This window comes from Clostridium sp. MSJ-8, from assembly GCF_018918325.1.
Lineage (GTDB): Bacteria > Bacillota > Clostridia > Clostridiales > Clostridiaceae > Clostridium.
Map to the genome: position 1 here is coordinate 22,815 of NZ_JAHLQH010000031.1, position 18,922 is coordinate 41,736.

15 protein-coding genes and 1 other annotated feature are annotated in these 18,922 nt (G+C 27.8%); all 15 genes read right to left on the minus strand.

The window, feature by feature from the left end; all coding sequences use genetic code 11:
* Window positions 1-3 precede the first annotated feature (3 nt).
* Window positions 4-1,671, minus strand: a complete 1,668-nt coding sequence (locus KQI77_RS06415) for a ribonuclease J (protein ID WP_216389531.1) — start codon at window positions 1,669-1,671, stop codon at window positions 4-6.
* A gap of 50 nt (window positions 1,672-1,721) precedes the next feature.
* A complete protein-coding gene (locus KQI77_RS06420) occupies window positions 1,722-2,192 on the minus strand; it encodes a Fur family transcriptional regulator (protein ID WP_216389538.1) in 471 nt (156 codons plus the stop codon).
* A gap of 61 nt (window positions 2,193-2,253) precedes the next feature.
* Window positions 2,254-2,517, minus strand: coding sequence for a DUF1292 domain-containing protein (locus KQI77_RS06425; RefSeq protein ID WP_253289369.1), 264 nt, complete (start codon window positions 2,515-2,517; stop codon window positions 2,254-2,256).
* A 31-nt stretch (window positions 2,518-2,548) separates the two neighbouring features.
* On the minus strand, window positions 2,549-2,968 hold the full coding sequence (ruvX, locus tag KQI77_RS06430) for a Holliday junction resolvase RuvX (protein WP_216389539.1): 420 nt from the start codon (window positions 2,966-2,968) through the stop codon (window positions 2,549-2,551).
* A 55-nt stretch (window positions 2,969-3,023) separates the two neighbouring features.
* Window positions 3,024-3,293 carry an IreB family regulatory phosphoprotein gene (locus KQI77_RS06435; protein WP_216389540.1) on the minus strand — a complete coding sequence of 90 codons (270 nt, stop codon included), beginning with the start codon at window positions 3,291-3,293 and terminating at the stop codon, window positions 3,024-3,026.
* A gap of 125 nt (window positions 3,294-3,418) precedes the next feature.
* Window positions 3,419-6,064 carry an alanine--tRNA ligase gene (alaS, locus tag KQI77_RS06440; protein WP_216389541.1) on the minus strand — a complete coding sequence of 882 codons (2,646 nt, stop codon included), beginning with the start codon at window positions 6,062-6,064 and terminating at the stop codon, window positions 3,419-3,421.
* A gap of 167 nt (window positions 6,065-6,231) precedes the next feature.
* Window positions 6,232-6,405, minus strand: a binding site (T-box leader).
* A 59-nt stretch (window positions 6,406-6,464) separates the two neighbouring features.
* Window positions 6,465-7,505, minus strand: a complete 1,041-nt coding sequence (locus tag KQI77_RS06445) for an AI-2E family transporter (RefSeq protein WP_216389542.1) — start codon at window positions 7,503-7,505, stop codon at window positions 6,465-6,467.
* Window positions 7,480-7,959, minus strand: a complete 480-nt coding sequence (locus KQI77_RS06450) for a PRC-barrel domain-containing protein (protein WP_216389543.1) — start codon at window positions 7,957-7,959, stop codon at window positions 7,480-7,482. Before KQI77_RS06450 ends, KQI77_RS06445 begins: the two co-directional genes overlap by 26 nt.
* 190 nt (window positions 7,960-8,149) lie before the next feature.
* The gene (locus tag KQI77_RS06455; protein ID WP_216389544.1) at window positions 8,150-10,393 is read right to left on the minus strand and encodes a transglutaminase-like domain-containing protein; all 2,244 of its coding nucleotides are present in this window, start codon (window positions 10,391-10,393) and stop codon (window positions 8,150-8,152) included.
* A 1,209-nt stretch (window positions 10,394-11,602) separates the two neighbouring features.
* On the minus strand, window positions 11,603-12,682 hold the full coding sequence (gene mnmA, locus KQI77_RS06460) for a tRNA 2-thiouridine(34) synthase MnmA (RefSeq protein WP_216389545.1): 1,080 nt from the start codon (window positions 12,680-12,682) through the stop codon (window positions 11,603-11,605).
* Between the two features lie 89 nt (window positions 12,683-12,771).
* Window positions 12,772-13,200 carry an Rrf2 family transcriptional regulator gene (locus KQI77_RS06465; RefSeq protein ID WP_216389546.1) on the minus strand — a complete coding sequence of 143 codons (429 nt, stop codon included), beginning with the start codon at window positions 13,198-13,200 and terminating at the stop codon, window positions 12,772-12,774.
* Window positions 13,201-13,303: 103 nt separating this feature from the next.
* A complete protein-coding gene (locus tag KQI77_RS06470) occupies window positions 13,304-15,670 on the minus strand; it encodes an ATP-binding protein (protein ID WP_216389547.1) in 2,367 nt (788 codons plus the stop codon).
* Window positions 15,664-16,935, minus strand: coding sequence for a replication-associated recombination protein A (locus KQI77_RS06475; protein ID WP_216389548.1), 1,272 nt, complete (start codon window positions 16,933-16,935; stop codon window positions 15,664-15,666). Before KQI77_RS06475 ends, KQI77_RS06470 begins: the two co-directional genes overlap by 7 nt.
* A gap of 31 nt (window positions 16,936-16,966) precedes the next feature.
* Window positions 16,967-17,620, minus strand: a complete 654-nt coding sequence (locus KQI77_RS06480; protein WP_216389549.1) for a M48 family metallopeptidase — start codon at window positions 17,618-17,620, stop codon at window positions 16,967-16,969.
* A 15-nt stretch (window positions 17,621-17,635) separates the two neighbouring features.
* Window positions 17,636-18,688: a hypothetical protein gene (locus KQI77_RS06485; protein ID WP_216389550.1), complete on the minus strand. Its 1,053-nt coding sequence runs from the start codon at window positions 18,686-18,688 to the stop codon at window positions 17,636-17,638.
* Between the last annotated feature and the right edge of the window lie 234 nt (window positions 18,689-18,922).

The following is an 18,922-nucleotide window of genomic DNA, read 5'->3' on the forward strand; positions in this document are numbered from 1 at the left end:
ATATTATATTTCCATTATTATTGGTAATATCATAGGCTTTCTCTTAGTCTTTTCATATAAAAATTCTCTTAATTCATCTCTTATATTAGTCTTAAGTGATGACCATTCTGTAATATTATTTTCTTCACATTCACTTAAAACTTCTCTAACTATTTGTTTTGCACCTTCCATTAATCCTTCAGATTCTCTAACATAGACAAATCCTCTAGATATTATATCTGGTCCTGCAACTACTCTACCTATACTCTTATCTATAGTAACAACTACTGTAAGAATACCATCTTGTGATAAATGTTTTCTATCTCTTAATACAATATGTCCAACATCACCGACACCTAAACCATCAACGAATATTTGACCTGATGTAACTGAGCCAGTCTTCTTAATGTAATTTCTAGTAACTTCTATACAATCTCCATTTTCAGGAATAATAAAGTTTCTAGCTGGCAATCCTACTTGACATGCAAGTTCTGCATGATGTTTAAGATGTCTATATTCTCCATGTACTGGTATAAAGAATCTTGGTCTTACTAATGTTTGCATAAGTTTTAATTCTTCTTGACATGCGTGTCCTGAAACATGCACTGGTGCTAACGCACTATAAACTACCTCTGCTCCCTTTTGGAACAATTGATTGATTACTCTTGAAACAAATTTTTCATTTCCTGGAATAGGAGTAGCAGATATTATAACTGTATCTCCTTCCATTATGTTAATCTTTCTATGTTCCGACGCCGCCATTCTTGCTAGTGCTGACATAGGTTCTCCTTGACTTCCTGTAGTTATTAAAACCACTTGATTATTAGGATACTTATTAATCTGATCTATAGATATTAACGTATCTTCCTTAACATCTAAATATCCAAGTTCCAAAGCAACTTGAACTACATTCTCCATACTTCTTCCAGATACAGATACTTTTCTTCCATTTAATTCTGCTGCTTCAACTATTTGTTGGATTCTATGAACATTTGATGCAAATGTTGCAACTATTATTCTTCCCTCTGCTTTACTAAATACTTTTCTAAAGCTTTCTCCAACAACTCTTTCTGACATTGTGTATCCAGGACGTTCAACATTAGTTGAATCTGCCATCATTACAAGAACACCTTTTTTACCCAATTCAGCAAATCTTGCAAAATCAGTTAGTTCACCATCAATTGGAGTGTAATCAAACTTAAAATCTCCAGTATGAAGTACAACTCCTAGTGGAGTATGAATTGCTATTGCAACCGAATCTGCTATAGAGTGATTTGTCTTTATAAATTCTACAGATACTGTATTAAGTTTTATGATATCTCTAGGTTTCACTCTAATCAATTGTGTACTAGATAATAAATTATGTTCTCTTAGTTTTGTTTCTACTATTCCTAGTGTTAATTTTGTACCATATATAGGGACATTAAGTTGCTTTAACACATATGGTAATGCACCTATATGATCTTCATGTCCATGAGTTAAAAATATACCTCTTATCTTTTCTTTATTTTTAAGTAGATAAGTAATATCTGGTATAACAACATCTATACCGAACATATCCTCATCTGGAAACTTAAGTCCACAATCTATTACTACTATATCGTCTTTGTATTCTATCGCAGTAATATTTTTACCGATCTCATTTAAGCCTCCAAGAGGTACTATCTTAACCTTTGCTCTTTCCGTCTTCATTAAAAGCCTCCTTCTTTATTAACAAAGGTTATATTTTTATATTAAACCTTTTATTTTTTTATATCTTTCATTTTTTCTTGACATGCCTTACAATATCCATAGAATTTTACAGAATGATCTAGTATTAAGAATCCATATTTAGTCTTAATATCCTCTTCTAAATCATCTAACAAATCGTCTTCAACTTCAAAAACTTCATTACAGTTATTGCATATCAAATGATGATGTCGATGTTTTTCATCTCTATGAACAATTTCATATCTACTACATCCATCATTTAGTTGTAATCTACTAACTATCCCAATCTCTTCTAATAACGTAATAGTTCTATATACCGTTGCCAAACCTATCTCCGGACATCTTTTCTTTACTTCATCGTATATTTCTTCTGCCGTTAAATGTTTACCTTCGCTATCAACTATTGTATCTACAATAGATCTTCTTTGAGGTGTCAATTTACACCCTCTCTTTTTTAGCTCTTCTTTTAATACATCATAATCTATATCTATTGCCTTTGCCATTTAAAATATACCTCCTTTCGCTATATATTTATATAAAACTTTTATTATATACTTAATTTAATTATTCATCATATTCTTGCATTAATAATTCATATGTTTCTGCTACAAGATCAAATTCTTTTTCATCTTCTATTGTAGCGTATGTTTCATTACCATCTTCATCTTTTATATATTTTAACACATATGCTTCATCTGTTTCCACACCAGCAGGTGTTACTACCAAATACTCTTGATTTAAATCTTCTATTTTAAAGAAAGTAATAACTTTCATTTTTTCTTCTTTTCCTTCTTCATTTAATAAATATATGAATTCTATATCCTTCAAATTCTACCGCTCCTTTTTTGTATTATATAATTTATCTCAAATTAGCCAATCTATCTAAATAACCTTGCAATATATATGTAGCTGCTATTTTATCTACGATTTTTTTTCTTTTACTTCTAGACATATCTGCTTCTAACATGGCTCTGTGAGCTGCTACTGTTGTTAATCTTTCATCCCACATGTCTACCTCTTCACATACTTCTTGCTTAACTATTTCTGCAAATGCTAATGCTTTTTCCCCAGCAAAACCTATTGAATTATCCATATTTTTAGGTAATCCAATAACTATCTTTTCCACATTATATTCTTTACATATCTTTTTTAATTCTTCAACATCTGTATCTATGTTTTTTCTACGAATTGTTGTTATTCCCTGTGCTGTATATCCTAATGGATCTGATATAGCTACTCCTATTGTCTTCTGTCCTAGGTCTAATCCTAATATTCTCATAACTTCACCTATATATAAAATATATTAAAGGTGCCCGCTTATAAACGGGCACCTCTTACTTAATATCTAAATAAGATTTTAATACTTCTTCTAGAATCTCATCTCTTTCTAGTTTTCTAACTAAAGCCCTAGCTCCGTTGTAATTAGTAATGTATGTAGGATCTCCTGATATTAAATACCCTACTAATTGATTAATTGGATTATATCCTTTCTTCTCTAAAGAATCATAAACCTCTGTTAAAATAGCTTTGGTTAAAACCTCTTTATTCTTTAGCAAATCAAATTGCATTGTTTGTTCTAAATTGTTGTTATTATTGTTACTCATAAATCTGCTGCTACCTATAAGCAGCTCACCCCCTTACTGTTTTTATAAGGATTAGATAATCTATATTATCTATTGGTTATATTCTATCATACCTTAATTATAACCTACTTTGATAAAAAAGTACACTAAATTACTAAAGATTTAGCTATTTCATATACTTTTTCTACAGCTTCGTTTATCTTTGTGGCATCTTTTCCACCAGCTTGAGCCATGTCCGGTCTTCCACCACCGCCACCGCCTAGAATACTAGCTACTTCTTTTATAATTTTACCACAATGAATACCCTTTGATACAACATCTTTTGTTGCCATAGAAACTAAATTAACCTTGCCTGCGCAATCACTAACAAGGACAACAATACCGCTTCCAATCTTATCTCTAACCTTATCACATAAATCTCTTAATGAACTAGCATCAACATCAGAAACTGAGTAAGAGATAACATTTACTCCTTCTATTACTTTTGCTGAATTCATAATATCATCTATTGAACTTCCTGCTAATTTACCCTTTAAATCAGCTATTTCTTTTTCTTTTTCTTTAATATCATTAGCTTGAACTTCTATCTTATTTATTATGTCCTTTTCTGAACATTTTAATGCACTACATGCATCTTTTAATAATTTTTGTTTTTCTTCTACATACTCGATAGCTGCAAAACCTGTCACTGCTTCCATTCTTCTAACTCCAGCTGCTACACCTTGTTCTGATACTATCTTAAATAACCCAACTTCACCAGAATTTTTAACATGTGTACCACCACATAATTCTTTTGAATAATCTCCTATGCATACAACTCTTACCTTATCTCCATACTTATCATCAAATAATGCTTTTGCACCTGATTCTTTTGCTTCATCTAAAGTCATAAGATTAGTTTGTACATTGTATACTTCCATTATTTTTTCATTAACTATCTTTTCTATTTTTTCTATTTCACTAGCTTCTAAGCCTTGGAAATGAGTAAAGTCAAATCTCAATCTTTCATTGTCAACATAAGAACCTGCTTGATGAACATGTTCTCCTAGAACTTCAATCAATGCTTCTTGTAGCATATGTGTTGCTGTATGGTTTTTACATATAGCCTTTCTTCTTAATTCATCAACCTTCATTGTTATATCATCATTAACCTTTACTGTTCCTTCTAGAACTTTTACATAATGAATAACTTTTCCACCTACATTTTTCTTAGTATCGAATACAGAAATTTTAAGTCCATTTGATTCTATTATACCTTTATCTCCAACTTGACCACCCATTTCTGCATAGAAAGGTGTCTTATCAGTTACTATATATCCTTTTTCTCCAGCTGATAGTTCATCTTTAAATTCAGTATCTGTTGCTAATACTAAAACCTTAGAAGCTGTTTCTAATGTGTCATATCCAACGAACTCTGTTTCTATTGTTCCTTCGATTTTATTTATTGGAGTATCTTCACTACCCATATAAGATGTTGTCTTTCTAGAAGTTCTTGCTTTAACTCTCTGTTCTTCCATCTTCTCATCGAATCCAGCTCTATCTACTTTTAAGTTTTGTTCTTCACATATTTCTTCTGTTAATTCATATGGGAAACCATAAGTATCATATAATTTAAATGCTTTTTCTCCACTTAATGTATCTTGTTTATTCGAAACTAATTCATCTGTATATTCTTTTAATATGCTCATACCTGCATCTATAGTTTTATTAAAGCTTTCCTCTTCAATTGTTATCATTTTCTTAATGTAATCTTGTTTTTCAACTATTTCAGGATAAGCTTTTCCATAGTTTTCAACTACTGAATCAACAATTTCTGTTAAGAATAATCCCTTTATTCCAAGATTTCTACCATGTCTAGCAGCTCTTCTTAATAATCTTCTTAATACATATCCTCTTCCTTCATTACTTGGAGCTATTCCATCTGCAAGCATCATAGTAACACTCTTAACATGGTCAGTTATTATTCTAAGTGAAATATCTTTAACCTTATCTTCACCATAATGCACTCCACATAAAGAGGTAGCTTTCTTAAGAATATTTCTAACTGTATCTATTTCGAATATATTATCTACACCTTGCATGATAGTTGCTATTCTCTCTAAGCCCATTCCAGTATCTATATTAGTTTTTTCTAGTTTTTCATAATTACCTTTTCCATCACCATCAAATTGAGTAAACACTAGATTCCAGAATTCTATTACTCTATCTGCATCTCCTGCTTCTACAAATTCCTCTGCTGTTTTAACTGGTTCTAAACCTTCTCCTCTATCATAATGTATCTCTGTACATGGTCCACAAGGTCCTGCACCATGTTCCCAGAAATTATCTTCTTTACCTAATCTAAATATTCTTTTTGGATCTATATCAGTCTTACTAGTCCATATATCATAAGCTTCATCATCATCTAAATAAATAGTTACATATAATCTGTCTTTAGGTATTTCTAACACTTCAGTTACGAATTCCCAAGCCCATGGAATTACTTCTTTCTTAAAATAATCACCAAACGAAAAGTTTCCTAACATTTCAAAAAAAGTACCATGTCTAGATGTTTTTCCTACATTCTCAATGTCCCCTGTTCTTATACATTTTTGACATGTAGTTATTCTATGTCTAGGTGGTTCTTCAACACCTGTAAAATATGGCTTTAATGGAGCCATACCAGCATTTATTAATAATAAACTCTTATCATTTTTAGGTACAAGTGAAAAACTGTTAAGTCTTAAATGTCCCTTCTTTTCAAAAAAGCTTAGATACATCTCTCTAAGTTCATTAGTTCCTATACTTTTCATAAATATTCCTCCTAAAAATTATCTGCTCTCCCTAAACGGAATAAAGTATAATTATTTTTTAACGTCATTACTAAGCTAATATAACTTAAATTTTCAAAAAATTAATACTTAATACTCATGAAATTATATATCCTCTTAAACGTTAAAAAACTTTCCCCCCTATAAAAAATAGGGACGAAAGTTATAGTTTCCGCGGTACCACCCTAATTATGCTTATTAGCATCTCTTAGTTAAAAATAAGGTTCAAAGGTAGCTTCAAGTTAGATCTATAAAAGTTCACACCTACCACTTTTTCTCTGAAATAGACTATTAACTCTACTCATCCTCATCATTACCTTCAGTATTCATATCAAATAAAATTATATTTTAGTTTTAAATAAAAGTCAACATCATCTTACTTTTAGCTTACATTCTTAGTCATTCTATAATCACTAGTATTCCTTATTATTACCTTTATAATGACTCCTATAGGAACCACTACTATCATTCCTACAAATCCTCCTACCTTTTCGCCTATTAGTAATAAAATAATTATTAAAAGAGGATGCATCTCTGTACTGTCACCAATAACCTTAGGTGACAACAAGTTTCCTTCTAGTTGTTGAATTAGAAAAAGTATTACCCCAACTAACAATGTATTGCTTCCTGTACTAATAAGTGAAACTAATACAATAATTATAATTCCAACTATTGGTCCAAAATAAGGAATTATATTTAATATTCCATTTATCACTGCCAGCAAAATAGGTAATTTAACTTTAAAAATAAATAATGGAAATAACGTTAATAAAAAAATAATTCCTGACAAAATAATTTGACCTAATAAGTATCTTCCTAACATTCTATTACACTCACAATATATATTAACAAAAACTTCTTCATTATCTTTAGGTATTATTTTTCGTATCCAATTAGCTATATTATCCCTATCACTTAAGAAATAATACACTAAAATAGGAACTATAGCATAAGATAAAATTTTGTCACCAAAAACCATTAAATATTTTATTGTTTTTTCTCCTATAATCAAAGCAAAAGCTTTTAACTTCTCTTTTAATTTGTTATATATATATATTCCTATCGGACTATCTTTTAATATCTTGCTATTTTCTATTTTATCCTGATATTTTTTTAGAATTTCCACTATATCATTTATATTACTAAGTTCTCTATACATTGCAGGTATAACAAGATATGCACACAAAATCATTATTATTATCAAAATAATTATTATACTAGCAGAAATAACTTTCTTATTCTTATATCTCTTATTAAAAAAATTTTTTATAGGATTAAGTATATTAGCTATAATAAATGAAATCACTAACACATTAATAATATCTCTAACATTATCTGCAAAAATATAGGTTATAATAATTATAATAGTTATTATAGTAAAACATATTATTTTCTTGTTAATATGATGTAGTAATGTTTTCATTAGTTAATTCTCTTCTCTCTTCTATAACCTTTAACTTGTTATGATCAGAATATAGCATAATAAAGCTATCACCTAAAACTAAATCCTTAAATAAAATAATTTCTTTTTCTTTATCTTTATTACTAATAACTATTGCTTTTATATTATAAAATTCATCTAATATTGCTTCTTCTACAACTCCTAATAAATCCCCCTTCCTATCTACCACTTGCATATTCAATATATCTGAAAAATGCATTCCATCCACATATTTTACAATACCACCACCAATATTCTCTCTATTGTTATCTAAAATATCCAAAGTATTTATGTATATATAATTATCATAGCAATCTCTTATAACAACACCTTTTATTCTACCCTTGCAAAAGTCTACTATAAAGTCTTCAATTTTACCTAACTTATCATCCTTAATCCAATAACTTTCATCGCATAATTCTTTAGTCGTAAGCATTCTTCCACCACCTTTATAAATTTATATTTATTATTTCCCTCAAATAAAACTTTTATACATGATTTAAAATAAAAACTCGGCTAATGCAATGTACCATCTTCAAAAGTCAAATTAGAAAATCTAACCTTTGGAGTTTTGTACAAATATTAACCGAGTTTTCACATTAATTTTTTATCTTGAAATTATAAATTTATTTTTCTATAAAATGTCTTGAAGTACTTCCTGTAAAATTACTGTTTTTATCTACAATAACAATCTCTATAGCTTCTAATCTCTTGCCATATCCGGCTGTTCCTGCTGGTTCATCATTTTTTGCCCAACCTAACCATCCATAACTTTCTGCATGTACTCTATAATATACATCATATTTATCTTTATCACTACCTGTTAGCTTTATTTTGATAGCTTCTAGTCTCTTGCCTTGTCCACTTGTGCCACTTAAAGCTCCATCATTTACATAATTCATCCAACCTATATCCTGTACATGAGTCCTATAACTTATTCCAAGATTGTTATTATTAGTAATGTTAATGTTTATTGCTTCTAATCTTTTTCCTTCTCCAGTTGTTCCACTTAAAGCTCCGTCACTTACATAATTCATCCAACCTATATTCTGCACATGAGTCCTATACTGAACCCCTGTACCTTTTTCCACATATGCCTTGTCTGTAGAGCCATTAAATTCCTTTGATTTTTCTATTAAAACTATTTCTATAGCTTCTAATCTCTTACCATACCCAGATGTTCCTGCTGGTTCGTCATTCTTTGCCCAACCTAACCATCCATAACTTTCTGCATGTACTCTATAATATACGTCATATTTATCTTTGTCACTACCTGTTAATTTTATCTTGATTGCTTCTAACCTTTTATTTTCACCAGCAAATCCACTTACTTCTCCTTGATTAACGTAATTTGTCCAACCTTTGCCTTGTACATGAGTACTATAACTCACTTGTAAATTTTCATCTCCATCAACATTTATTTGTATAGCTTCTAATCTCTTGCCTTGTCCTACTGTTCCACTTGTATTTCCGTTTTTTACGTAATTTAACCAACCAATACTTTGTATATAACTTCTATACTTTATGTCTACTCCATCTGTATTTGTATTATCTTCTTCTTCACTAGTATCCGGAGTAGTTATTCCTGTATTAGAACTTAAATAAGTAGAATCATTTTTTATAGTTGATTGCCATATTAATGCGAATTTAAAATTGGCTTTTGAAGCTATATAAAAAGAATAAATCTTATTTCCAGTAATTCCACTATACTTTTTACTTATAATATATTCACATTTTTCACTACTACCATTAGTGTCACAAGAATATAAATAATTATTTAATGAATAATATAATCGGTTATTATAATAACCCAATCTAATATTGCCATTTAAACTTTTAACTACACTACTTTTGTTTCCATTAATATCAGCTTTCATTATTTTATTATCATTTGGATAATACCAATAACCATCCTTATAATATAGTGCATTATCTAATTTTGATACATACCAATTAGAATATTTTGTAGATGTTGCTGATAGTCCAAGAGAGTCCCAACCATAATGCTCTAAAGCTGTAAATTCAGAATCATTTTTCATAAAATATGTATGACTTACATATCCATTTAAATCTTTACCATTAATAATTGGATCATCCCATGTAACATCTACTTGATAATATTTTCCATCAATATTAACCATATTCCACGCATGACTCATACTTGTACTGATTACAACAACAGAATCAATTCCATACTCATGCAAAAGTAATTTGTAAGCATTAGCATATCCATCACATACGCCTATTTTATTTACTAATATTCCATATGCTTTATGAGATTCATCAGAAACTTTTCCATATGTATTTAATGTATCATAATCATATTCTGCATTTAATACTAAATAGTCATGTATTTTTAAAGCAATTTCCATTTGTGACATAGATCCTGCATTAATATTTAATTCTTTTTTTACATTCTTTACTTCAGCTTGAATTTTATTATACTTATCTTGTATTTGACTTTTTGTCTCATTAAAATAGAAAAATATTCTATATACTTTATTTTCTGAATAGCTATATCTATATCCTTGTATACTTATACTATTATAAAGACATAAATCTTTATTATATATAGCTTCTACTAAATCTTCTAATTCACCTACCTTTATATCATAACTTGATAAATCAATTACTCCATTACCATTTTTCATATTGTTCACAGCATAAGATGCAATTTCTTCATAACTAGATTTTCCATTTGAATAATACGCCCTATCTGCTATATCTGGTGTTTGTAAATCTGACACCTTAGGTCTCTCATCTGCTGCATATACAACCTTTTCACCAGCAAACCTTACTCCACTTGGAAAAACACTTAAAATAATACAAAAACACATCACTAAAGAAATTATATTAATTTTTTTTCTCATAAATTTTCACCCCACTTTTCCTTTAATTTAATTATAATATTTTTTATTTTTTTAGTTCAAAACATTATGTAAACATATAAGTAATATTTTGTGAAGGACAAGCGTAATTAATAATTAAAATATAATAGCATTAGTTTCAGTAACCTATTGTTCCATATTATTTATACTAATCCCTAATTCTTCATGGTTATATTATTCTATATCTACCTAATAATTCTAACCTTAACAATAATGGTTACTTCCACTAAGCTTATTATATTTTAATTATTTAAGCGTTATGGTGATTTTTAGTGTATCTGGATTATTGCAAGTATCTTAAGTCTTCAGTAATTCTTACTTTAAAAAATTATTGAATATATTTTTTTGATTACTTATCTTTTAAGTTAATTAATATCAAATTATTGATTTAATTAAAATAATATTATTATAATGAAAAATCCAATGTTATTTGATAATGTTAATATTATGATTTTCTTTATTAGTATCAATATTATTGCTTTGAATAAATCTTCATAATGAATGATTATAATTAAAATATAATAGCATTAGTTTCAGTAACCGATTGTTCCATATTATTCATACTAATCTGTAATTCTTCATGGTTATATCATTCTATATCTGCCTATAATTCTAACCTTAACAATAATGGTTACTTCCACTAAGCTTATTATATTTTAATTATTTAAGCGTTATGGTGATTTTTAATATATCTGTATTATTTCAAGTATCTTAAGTATTCAGTAATTCTTACTTTAAAAAATTATTAACTATATTTGGAGGATTACTTATTTTTCATTTACTTAATGTCAAATTATTGATTTCTGTAAATGAAAAATCCAATGTTATTTGACAATGTTAATATTATGATTTTCTTTATTAGTATCAATATTATTGCTTTGAATAAATCTTCATAATGAATTTAGGATTTCTTATTATAAAAAAATTAAGATAGCGTTTAAAATGTTGTACTGTTTGAACTTTAGTGAGTTTACAACATTTAGCTACCTTAATTTTTTTATAGTTAGAAATACTTAATGAAATTATGCTATTTATGAAAACATATAATATTGATACTAATAGCAAACATAATATTAATTAAACTAAATAACATTGGATTTTTTACATATTATATTATTTACTTAAACATATAATTTTGATATTAATTATTGTAAAATATAAGTTATCTAACAATAAATTTTCAATACTTTTTTATAAAATTGCTTGTATAATACCGCCACCAAGCACTCTATTTCCATCATAGAATACAACAGATTGGCCTTTTGTAATGGCTCTTTGTTTTTCTTTAAATTTCACTCTAACTTTTCCATATTCCATTGGATAAATAGTTGCTTCTGCAGGTTTTCCAGAATATCTAACCTTTGCAGTACATTCAATCTTATCTTCTAGCTTATCAAACGGAATAAAATTAACATCTTTTGCTATTAGTTCATCTTGGAATATTTCTTCTTCACTACCTATTACAACTTCATTTTTCTTTGCATCAATTTTAGTAACAAATACAGGTCTTCCTAATGCTAAACCTAAGCCCTTTCTTTGTCCTATTGTATAATAAACAATTCCTTTATGTCTTCCTAATACATTACCATTTGCATCTACAAAATTTCCTGGTTTTACTTTTCTTGTTGAATTTTTTTCTATAAAACCACCATGATTATTATCTGGTACAAAACATATTTCTTCACTGTCTTTTTTATTATGAACTGCAAGCCCTATTTCTTTTGCTATTTCTCTTATCTTATCCTTAGTATAACTTCCACATGGCATTAATGTATGACTCAATTGATCTTGAGTAAAATTATATAACATATATGTTTGATCCTTCTTATCATCATCAGATCTTATTAACTCGTATCTACCATTAGCATTTTGCTCAATTTTAGCATAATGCCCTGTAGCTATATATTCAGCCCCTATTCCTCTTGCCTTATTAAGCAATTCATCAAATTTAAGATATTTATTACACTGAACACATGGATTAGGAGTTCTACCTTGCATGTATTCATCTATAAAATTATCTATGACCTTTTCCTTAAAGCTTTGTTTAAAATTTAAAACATAGAAAGGAATATCTAATCTAGCACAAACCCTTCTAGCATCTTCAACTGCTGATAACCCACAGCAACCGCCTTCATTCTCTATTTCATCTGGATCATTTGGAGCCATTCTCATTGTTATACCTATAACATCATATCCTTGTTCTTTTAGTAAATATGCTGCTACAGAACTATCTACTCCACCACTCATTCCAACTACAACTTTTTTCTTCATAATTCATCATTCTCCATATATTAACAAACTTAATTCTCTTTTATCAAATCTAGTATATGTCATTTATAATAAACCTTCAATAATTTTTATTACTTTAATCTAACACTGTTCATCTTATTATAATCGTCTACTATATCCTGAAGAGTTATTCCATTCATAACATTTTCAATACTATCTCTAATCTTTTCCCATAGAAGTCTAGTTGCGCAATATCTCTCATTATCACAATTTTCTCCTTCTATACAGTCTGCAATTTCTATAGGTCCTTCTAAAACCTTTATTACATCAGCAACTGTAATATCTTTAGGCTCTTTATTAAGTACATATCCTCCTTGTGCACCTCTGATACTTTTTATAAGTCCAGCATTCCTAAGAGGTGAAAATAATTGTTCTAAATAATATTCTGATAAATTTTGTCTTGCTGCTATTGTTTTTATAGACAATGGTTTAGACCCATATCCTAAAGCAAGTTCAACCATGGCTTTCACGCCATATCTACCTCTTGTAGATAATTTCATATATTTCACCTTCGTTCTATATAACTCACTATTTTAGGAGATATCATACCAAAATACTATGAATTTGTCAACGAACATAAATTAACACTACGCCTCTTATTTTTTAATATATATCTGAGAATTCTATTTCTGCTTTTTCATTTAGACTACTTCCTTCTATCATATTATTTTCTTCACATTCCCCTTCCATAGTAATATTAGGTATTCTTACAAGTATAGTTGTTCCTCTTTCATCACTTTCTTCAACTTTAACTATACCCTCATGAAGATTTACAATAGATTTTACAATTGCTAGTCCTATTCCACTACCTTCTTGTTTTCTTTTAAGTGATTTATCTGTTTGAACAAATCTCTCAAATATAAATTCTTGCATATCTTTTTCTATTCCAGGACCACTATCTTTAATTCTAATATCTACGAAATACTTGTTTACAGATAGCAACACCAAAATATCTCCACCTCTTGGTGTAAACTTCACAGCATTAGCAACTAAGTTAAGTACTACTCTTTCCATCTGAGTTGCATCTAATTTAACAAATAATTCTTCAACATCTGTATCAAACATTAAATTTATATCTTTATTTTTACAAAACGGTATTGTAGACATAGTAGTATCTTCTACTACACTTACAATATCATAATTTTTAAAGTTTGGTTTAAAAAATCCTGCATCATACCTTGATAAATCAATTATATTATTAACTAATCTTAAAATTCTCAAACAATTTTGAGAAATAGTCTTCTCATATTTAATGTAATAGTTAGCTACAGCCTCAATACCATTATTTTTTTCTTTATTTAATAACTGTATTGTAGAATATATTATATTAATAGGAGTTCTTACTTCATGTGATAAATTAGCAAAAAATTCAGTTCTTATCTTGTCATATTCTTTTATCTCTTCATACTTAAGTCTTATTCTTTCAAATTCCTTCTTCATTTTAGTACTTCTTGATACTATAATATAACCTTTTACTTTTTTATCTTCATCTAATAGTTTTCTAACTATTGATTCAACTTCTACAGGCTTGCTATCTTTATAATGAACATTATGTACTATAAGGGCACTTTCTTCACTTTTTGCTTTTATGAATTCACGAAGGAAAGTTATCTTATTATCTATGAACTCTTCATATCTAACTCCCTTAACATCATCAAGGGTGGTATTTAATATTTTAAGCCCTGCACTATTTATATATTCAATTTTTCCATCTAAATCAAATGTAGCAATAAGCTCTGTTATATTATCCGTAATTCCTGATAACTTCTTTTTATTTATTCTAAGCTTTTCATTTGCTGAAAATTCTTCTGTAATCTCTGTAGCAAACATTATGTAACACTCATCATTACATATATTTTCTTTTATAAGGTTTAATTCAAATATTTCTCCCTTATCTGATTTTACTTGGCCTACAAATCTTCCTTCTGAATTAACCATATTTCTAATATACTCTGTTTCATCTTCTTTTAATCTTTCAAAAACAGGTGATTTAGATAATATTTCATATTCTTCTTCTATATTTTTTCCTTTACCGCATACATTTTCTCTCATAGTTTTATTTGCATATATTATATAATGATCTTTATCATATATTAGAGTTTGATTGTAAGCATTGTTTTCAATTATTTCTTTAAACATATATAAATCTTTTTTAGTTTCTTTCATGCTTTCTATCTTATCCATAAACAGCACAAAAAAACCAATAATAAGCAATAAACAGCAAATAAATGTAAGCATAGCCGTAAATACAAATACTGACTTGCTATATTTAAAGAAGTAAATACATTTTACTAAACATCTAAGATTAAGCAATGATATACTTAAAGATATCACCGCATAAATTATATTTTTAGTTTTATAGCTCTTTATAAATAATCTAGTAATAGCAAAACAACTCATTATCCCAATTATTATCGATACTATTACTATCATATCTTTTATCTTATTGCTAAAAACAATATTACATTGTACAGATAATATATATCCTATTACTGTAAGTCCAACATTAAATATTATACTTTTTCTTTTATTATTTATAATACTTTGTGCAATTTTATTATAACTTGTTAAACATAGCATCAATACTACTCTGTAAGTATATGTACATAGAAAATAAAATTGGATTTCTTCATTTAAGAATTCTCTCTTATAAACAGTATATATATTTAATATCATCTCTAAAGATACGTTTAAATATATAAGAAATATATAAAACATATCTTCTTCCCTATTTTCATTATAGTAGAGTATACAAAATGCAACAGCTACTATAGACATTAATACATTACATATTTGAATTGTTTGATTACTTTTTACACTTGCTAATGTCACTTCTTCTACAATCACATTATTAGCAATAGCCCATAAAAAAATCAAATGTATAGCAATTGTACATATTATTATTCCTATTAATTTTTTATTTATTGCTTTTTGCTTTTCTTCACTATTTTTTCTCTTATTTATTAACATTTTTTCACCTTATCCCAATACTCTTTGCTTGTTCTTTCCATTTTATTATCTCCAAATTCATAATAAACTTTATCTTTTATGTTATCAGGTAAATACTGCTGTTTGACATAGTGATTCTTATAATTATGAGGATACTTATAATTAACCCCTCTATTAAGACTTTTTGCTCCACTATAATGAGCATCTCTTATATCTCTTGGTATACCATCCACTTCCATAGTATCTATATCATGCATTGCTGAATCTATAGCAACAATAGCTGAATTAGATTTAGGAGATGTTGCTAATAATATTGTTGCTTCTGCAAGTGGTATCCTAGCTTCTGGGAATCCTAACTCTCTAGCAGAATCAACAAGAGATTTAACAATAGACGCAGCTTGAGGGTAAGCTAGTCCTATATCTTCTGCTGATATAACTTGTAATCTTCTGCATATGGATATTAAATCTCCCCCCTTTATAAGTCTTGCTAAATAATGAATTGCAGCATCAGGGTCACTACCTCGTATAGACTTTTGAAAAGCACTTAATACATCATAGTGCTCATCTCCATCTCTATCATAATTAAAAGCCTTTACTTGAGTACTATCTTTAGCTACATTTTCATCTATGTTTATAACACAATTAGAATCAGGATTAGTTGAATTCATAGCTACCTCTAATCCATTAATTGCTTTTCTTACATCACCATTACTTGCTGCCGCAAAATACTCAATTGCTTTTTCTGTTACATTATATGTAATATTTATACATTCACTGCTTTGAATACGTATAGCCCTTAATAGTGCTTCTTTTACTTCTTCTTTATCTAATGGTTTAAATTCAAATATAGTACTTCGACTTAGTAATGCTTTAAATACATAATGATAGGGATTTTCTGTTGTAGATGCTATAAGAGTTATTCTTCCATCTTCTATATATTCTAATAAGGATTGTTGTTGTTTTTTATTAAAATTCTGAATTTCATCTAAATATAACAATATACCTTCTCTTCCCATAAACGTATCTAAATCATCACATATATTTTGTATATCCTTAAGAGATGCATTAGTTGCATTAAGCTTATAAAACTTCTTATTAGCCTTTCTAGCAATAATATTTGCAACTGTAGTTTTACCTACCCCAGGTGGTCCATAAAATATCATATTACTTATAGCACCACTTTTAACTATTCTATTTAATATCTTATTTTCTCCTAATATATGTTTCTGCCCATATACATCATTTAATTCTTCAGGTCTTATTTTATCTGCCAATGGCTTATACATACCTCTACCACCTTATTTCCTCTTAACGTATTTATATCTTCATCTTGTATCCATTTTCTCGTAAATATAATTCTTTTTCTTTGTAATCTTTCATTATACTTCCTACTAGATTATAAAATTCTTTCGAATGATTCTTATGTATTATATGACACATTTCATGAAGAACCACATACTCTAAAACATCTTCTCTAGCCATTACTAACCTATAGTTAAAATTCAAATTATTCACATAGCTACAGCTTCCCCATCTTGTTTTTGTATCTTTCATTCTTATCATATTAGGTGAAACCCCTAGCATCAAACTATATTTATTTATTTTATTTTTTATTATATTTCTAGCTACTTCAATTAAATATCTTTTTAAAACTATCTTAACATGTTCTTTGTTAGTCACGTATACACTAAACTCATCATTAGTAAATACAACATATTCTTTCTTTAAATCTTGTTGTATATTTATATTAATTTTTTTCTCTTCTCCTAAAAATAAGATTTTATCTTTTGGTAGTTGTTTATAATTCTTTACTTGATTTATCTTATTATCTATCCATCTAGAATGTTTTGAAACTACCTCCTCAATTTCTCCAATTGTAACGTTATAAGGTGCTTTAACTAAAATATTACCTTTTTCATCTATTGATATGGAGATAGTTTTTCTTTTAGAATATTTAACGCTATACTTCATCAAATCACCATTTTATCATATCTTTTCTTTATTATAATACCAAAACCATAACATATTATAAAGTGTAGATAAAATTGATATAAAATCATCTGTATACAATCTATTAGGTTGATATTTTATAACTGTTTCTACATGTGCTGATTTATTTCCAAAAACTCTAGCTGTATGAAGATATTGAATAGCCCATGGAGCTATTATATCCTTACTAGCTATAACATTTATTATTGCACTTAAATCATATTTTATTTTGTGAATATTTATTTGTTTTCTTGATGCTATTTCCTTTGCAATTATCTCAGATATCTTTCTTGAGTTTATAGCTATATTATTGATTGATAAAGAGTCTACTTCTTCTAGCTCTCTATATATAAGGTTTAAAACATACTCTATTTCTCTATACTTGCCACTGTTATATATTGTTTCAATTGTGTCTTTTAAATTATTCTTAAGAGTTTCTATAAGTGCTAAACTACCTTGCTTATAATAAGTTCTGCCTAATGTTTTCTCAAATGCATGATTCCATTTCACTTCTTCTTCATCATCTAAAATATAAAAATTAACAATCTCAACTTCTTTACTTTGTTTAAGTAGTTTTATAGTATAATTAAGTAATATTTTTATATTCTCCATATAATCTATATTCCTATTACCACCTAACATAGGAAGAGCTATTGTTCTAAATTTCTTTTCATTGAATTCAAGCGCCTTTATAAAAGCAAATATTGCTCGAACATTCTTATCATGATAAGAAAGCACATCATCTATTCCTTCATAAGACTCCATAGTTGCCATTAAGAAATTATATTTTTCATCTTTTATTTCCTCTTGGAAGTACTTAACATTCATTCCATTTATATTAGTTTCACAACTATTCTTGCTGTTTGCTTTTAACTTAAACTTCTTCTTAAGAGAGTTAAACACACTACCTTCTATCTCATTTTTATTTTTCTGATGTATTGAAAAAATAATCATATCTTCATGACTATCTACAATATCTTCTTTTATTAAATTAATAGTTTTATTACCATAGATACTATCTATAACACAAGTATTTACAATTTTATTCATTCTTATCTATACCATTACCCTTTCTCTTATAGTAATATTATCAGGCATCCTAATAATAATTACACTACTTTTTTATTATAAACATTTATTAATAAAATTATACAAACTTTTAACATCAGTAATAAAGAGTAAATAATTTTCGAGTTAATAATCTCCATAAATGTAATAAATTATGGTATAATTATATTAGGAAAAACCTTAATTTTACTATGTTTATGGAGATTTTATTATGAT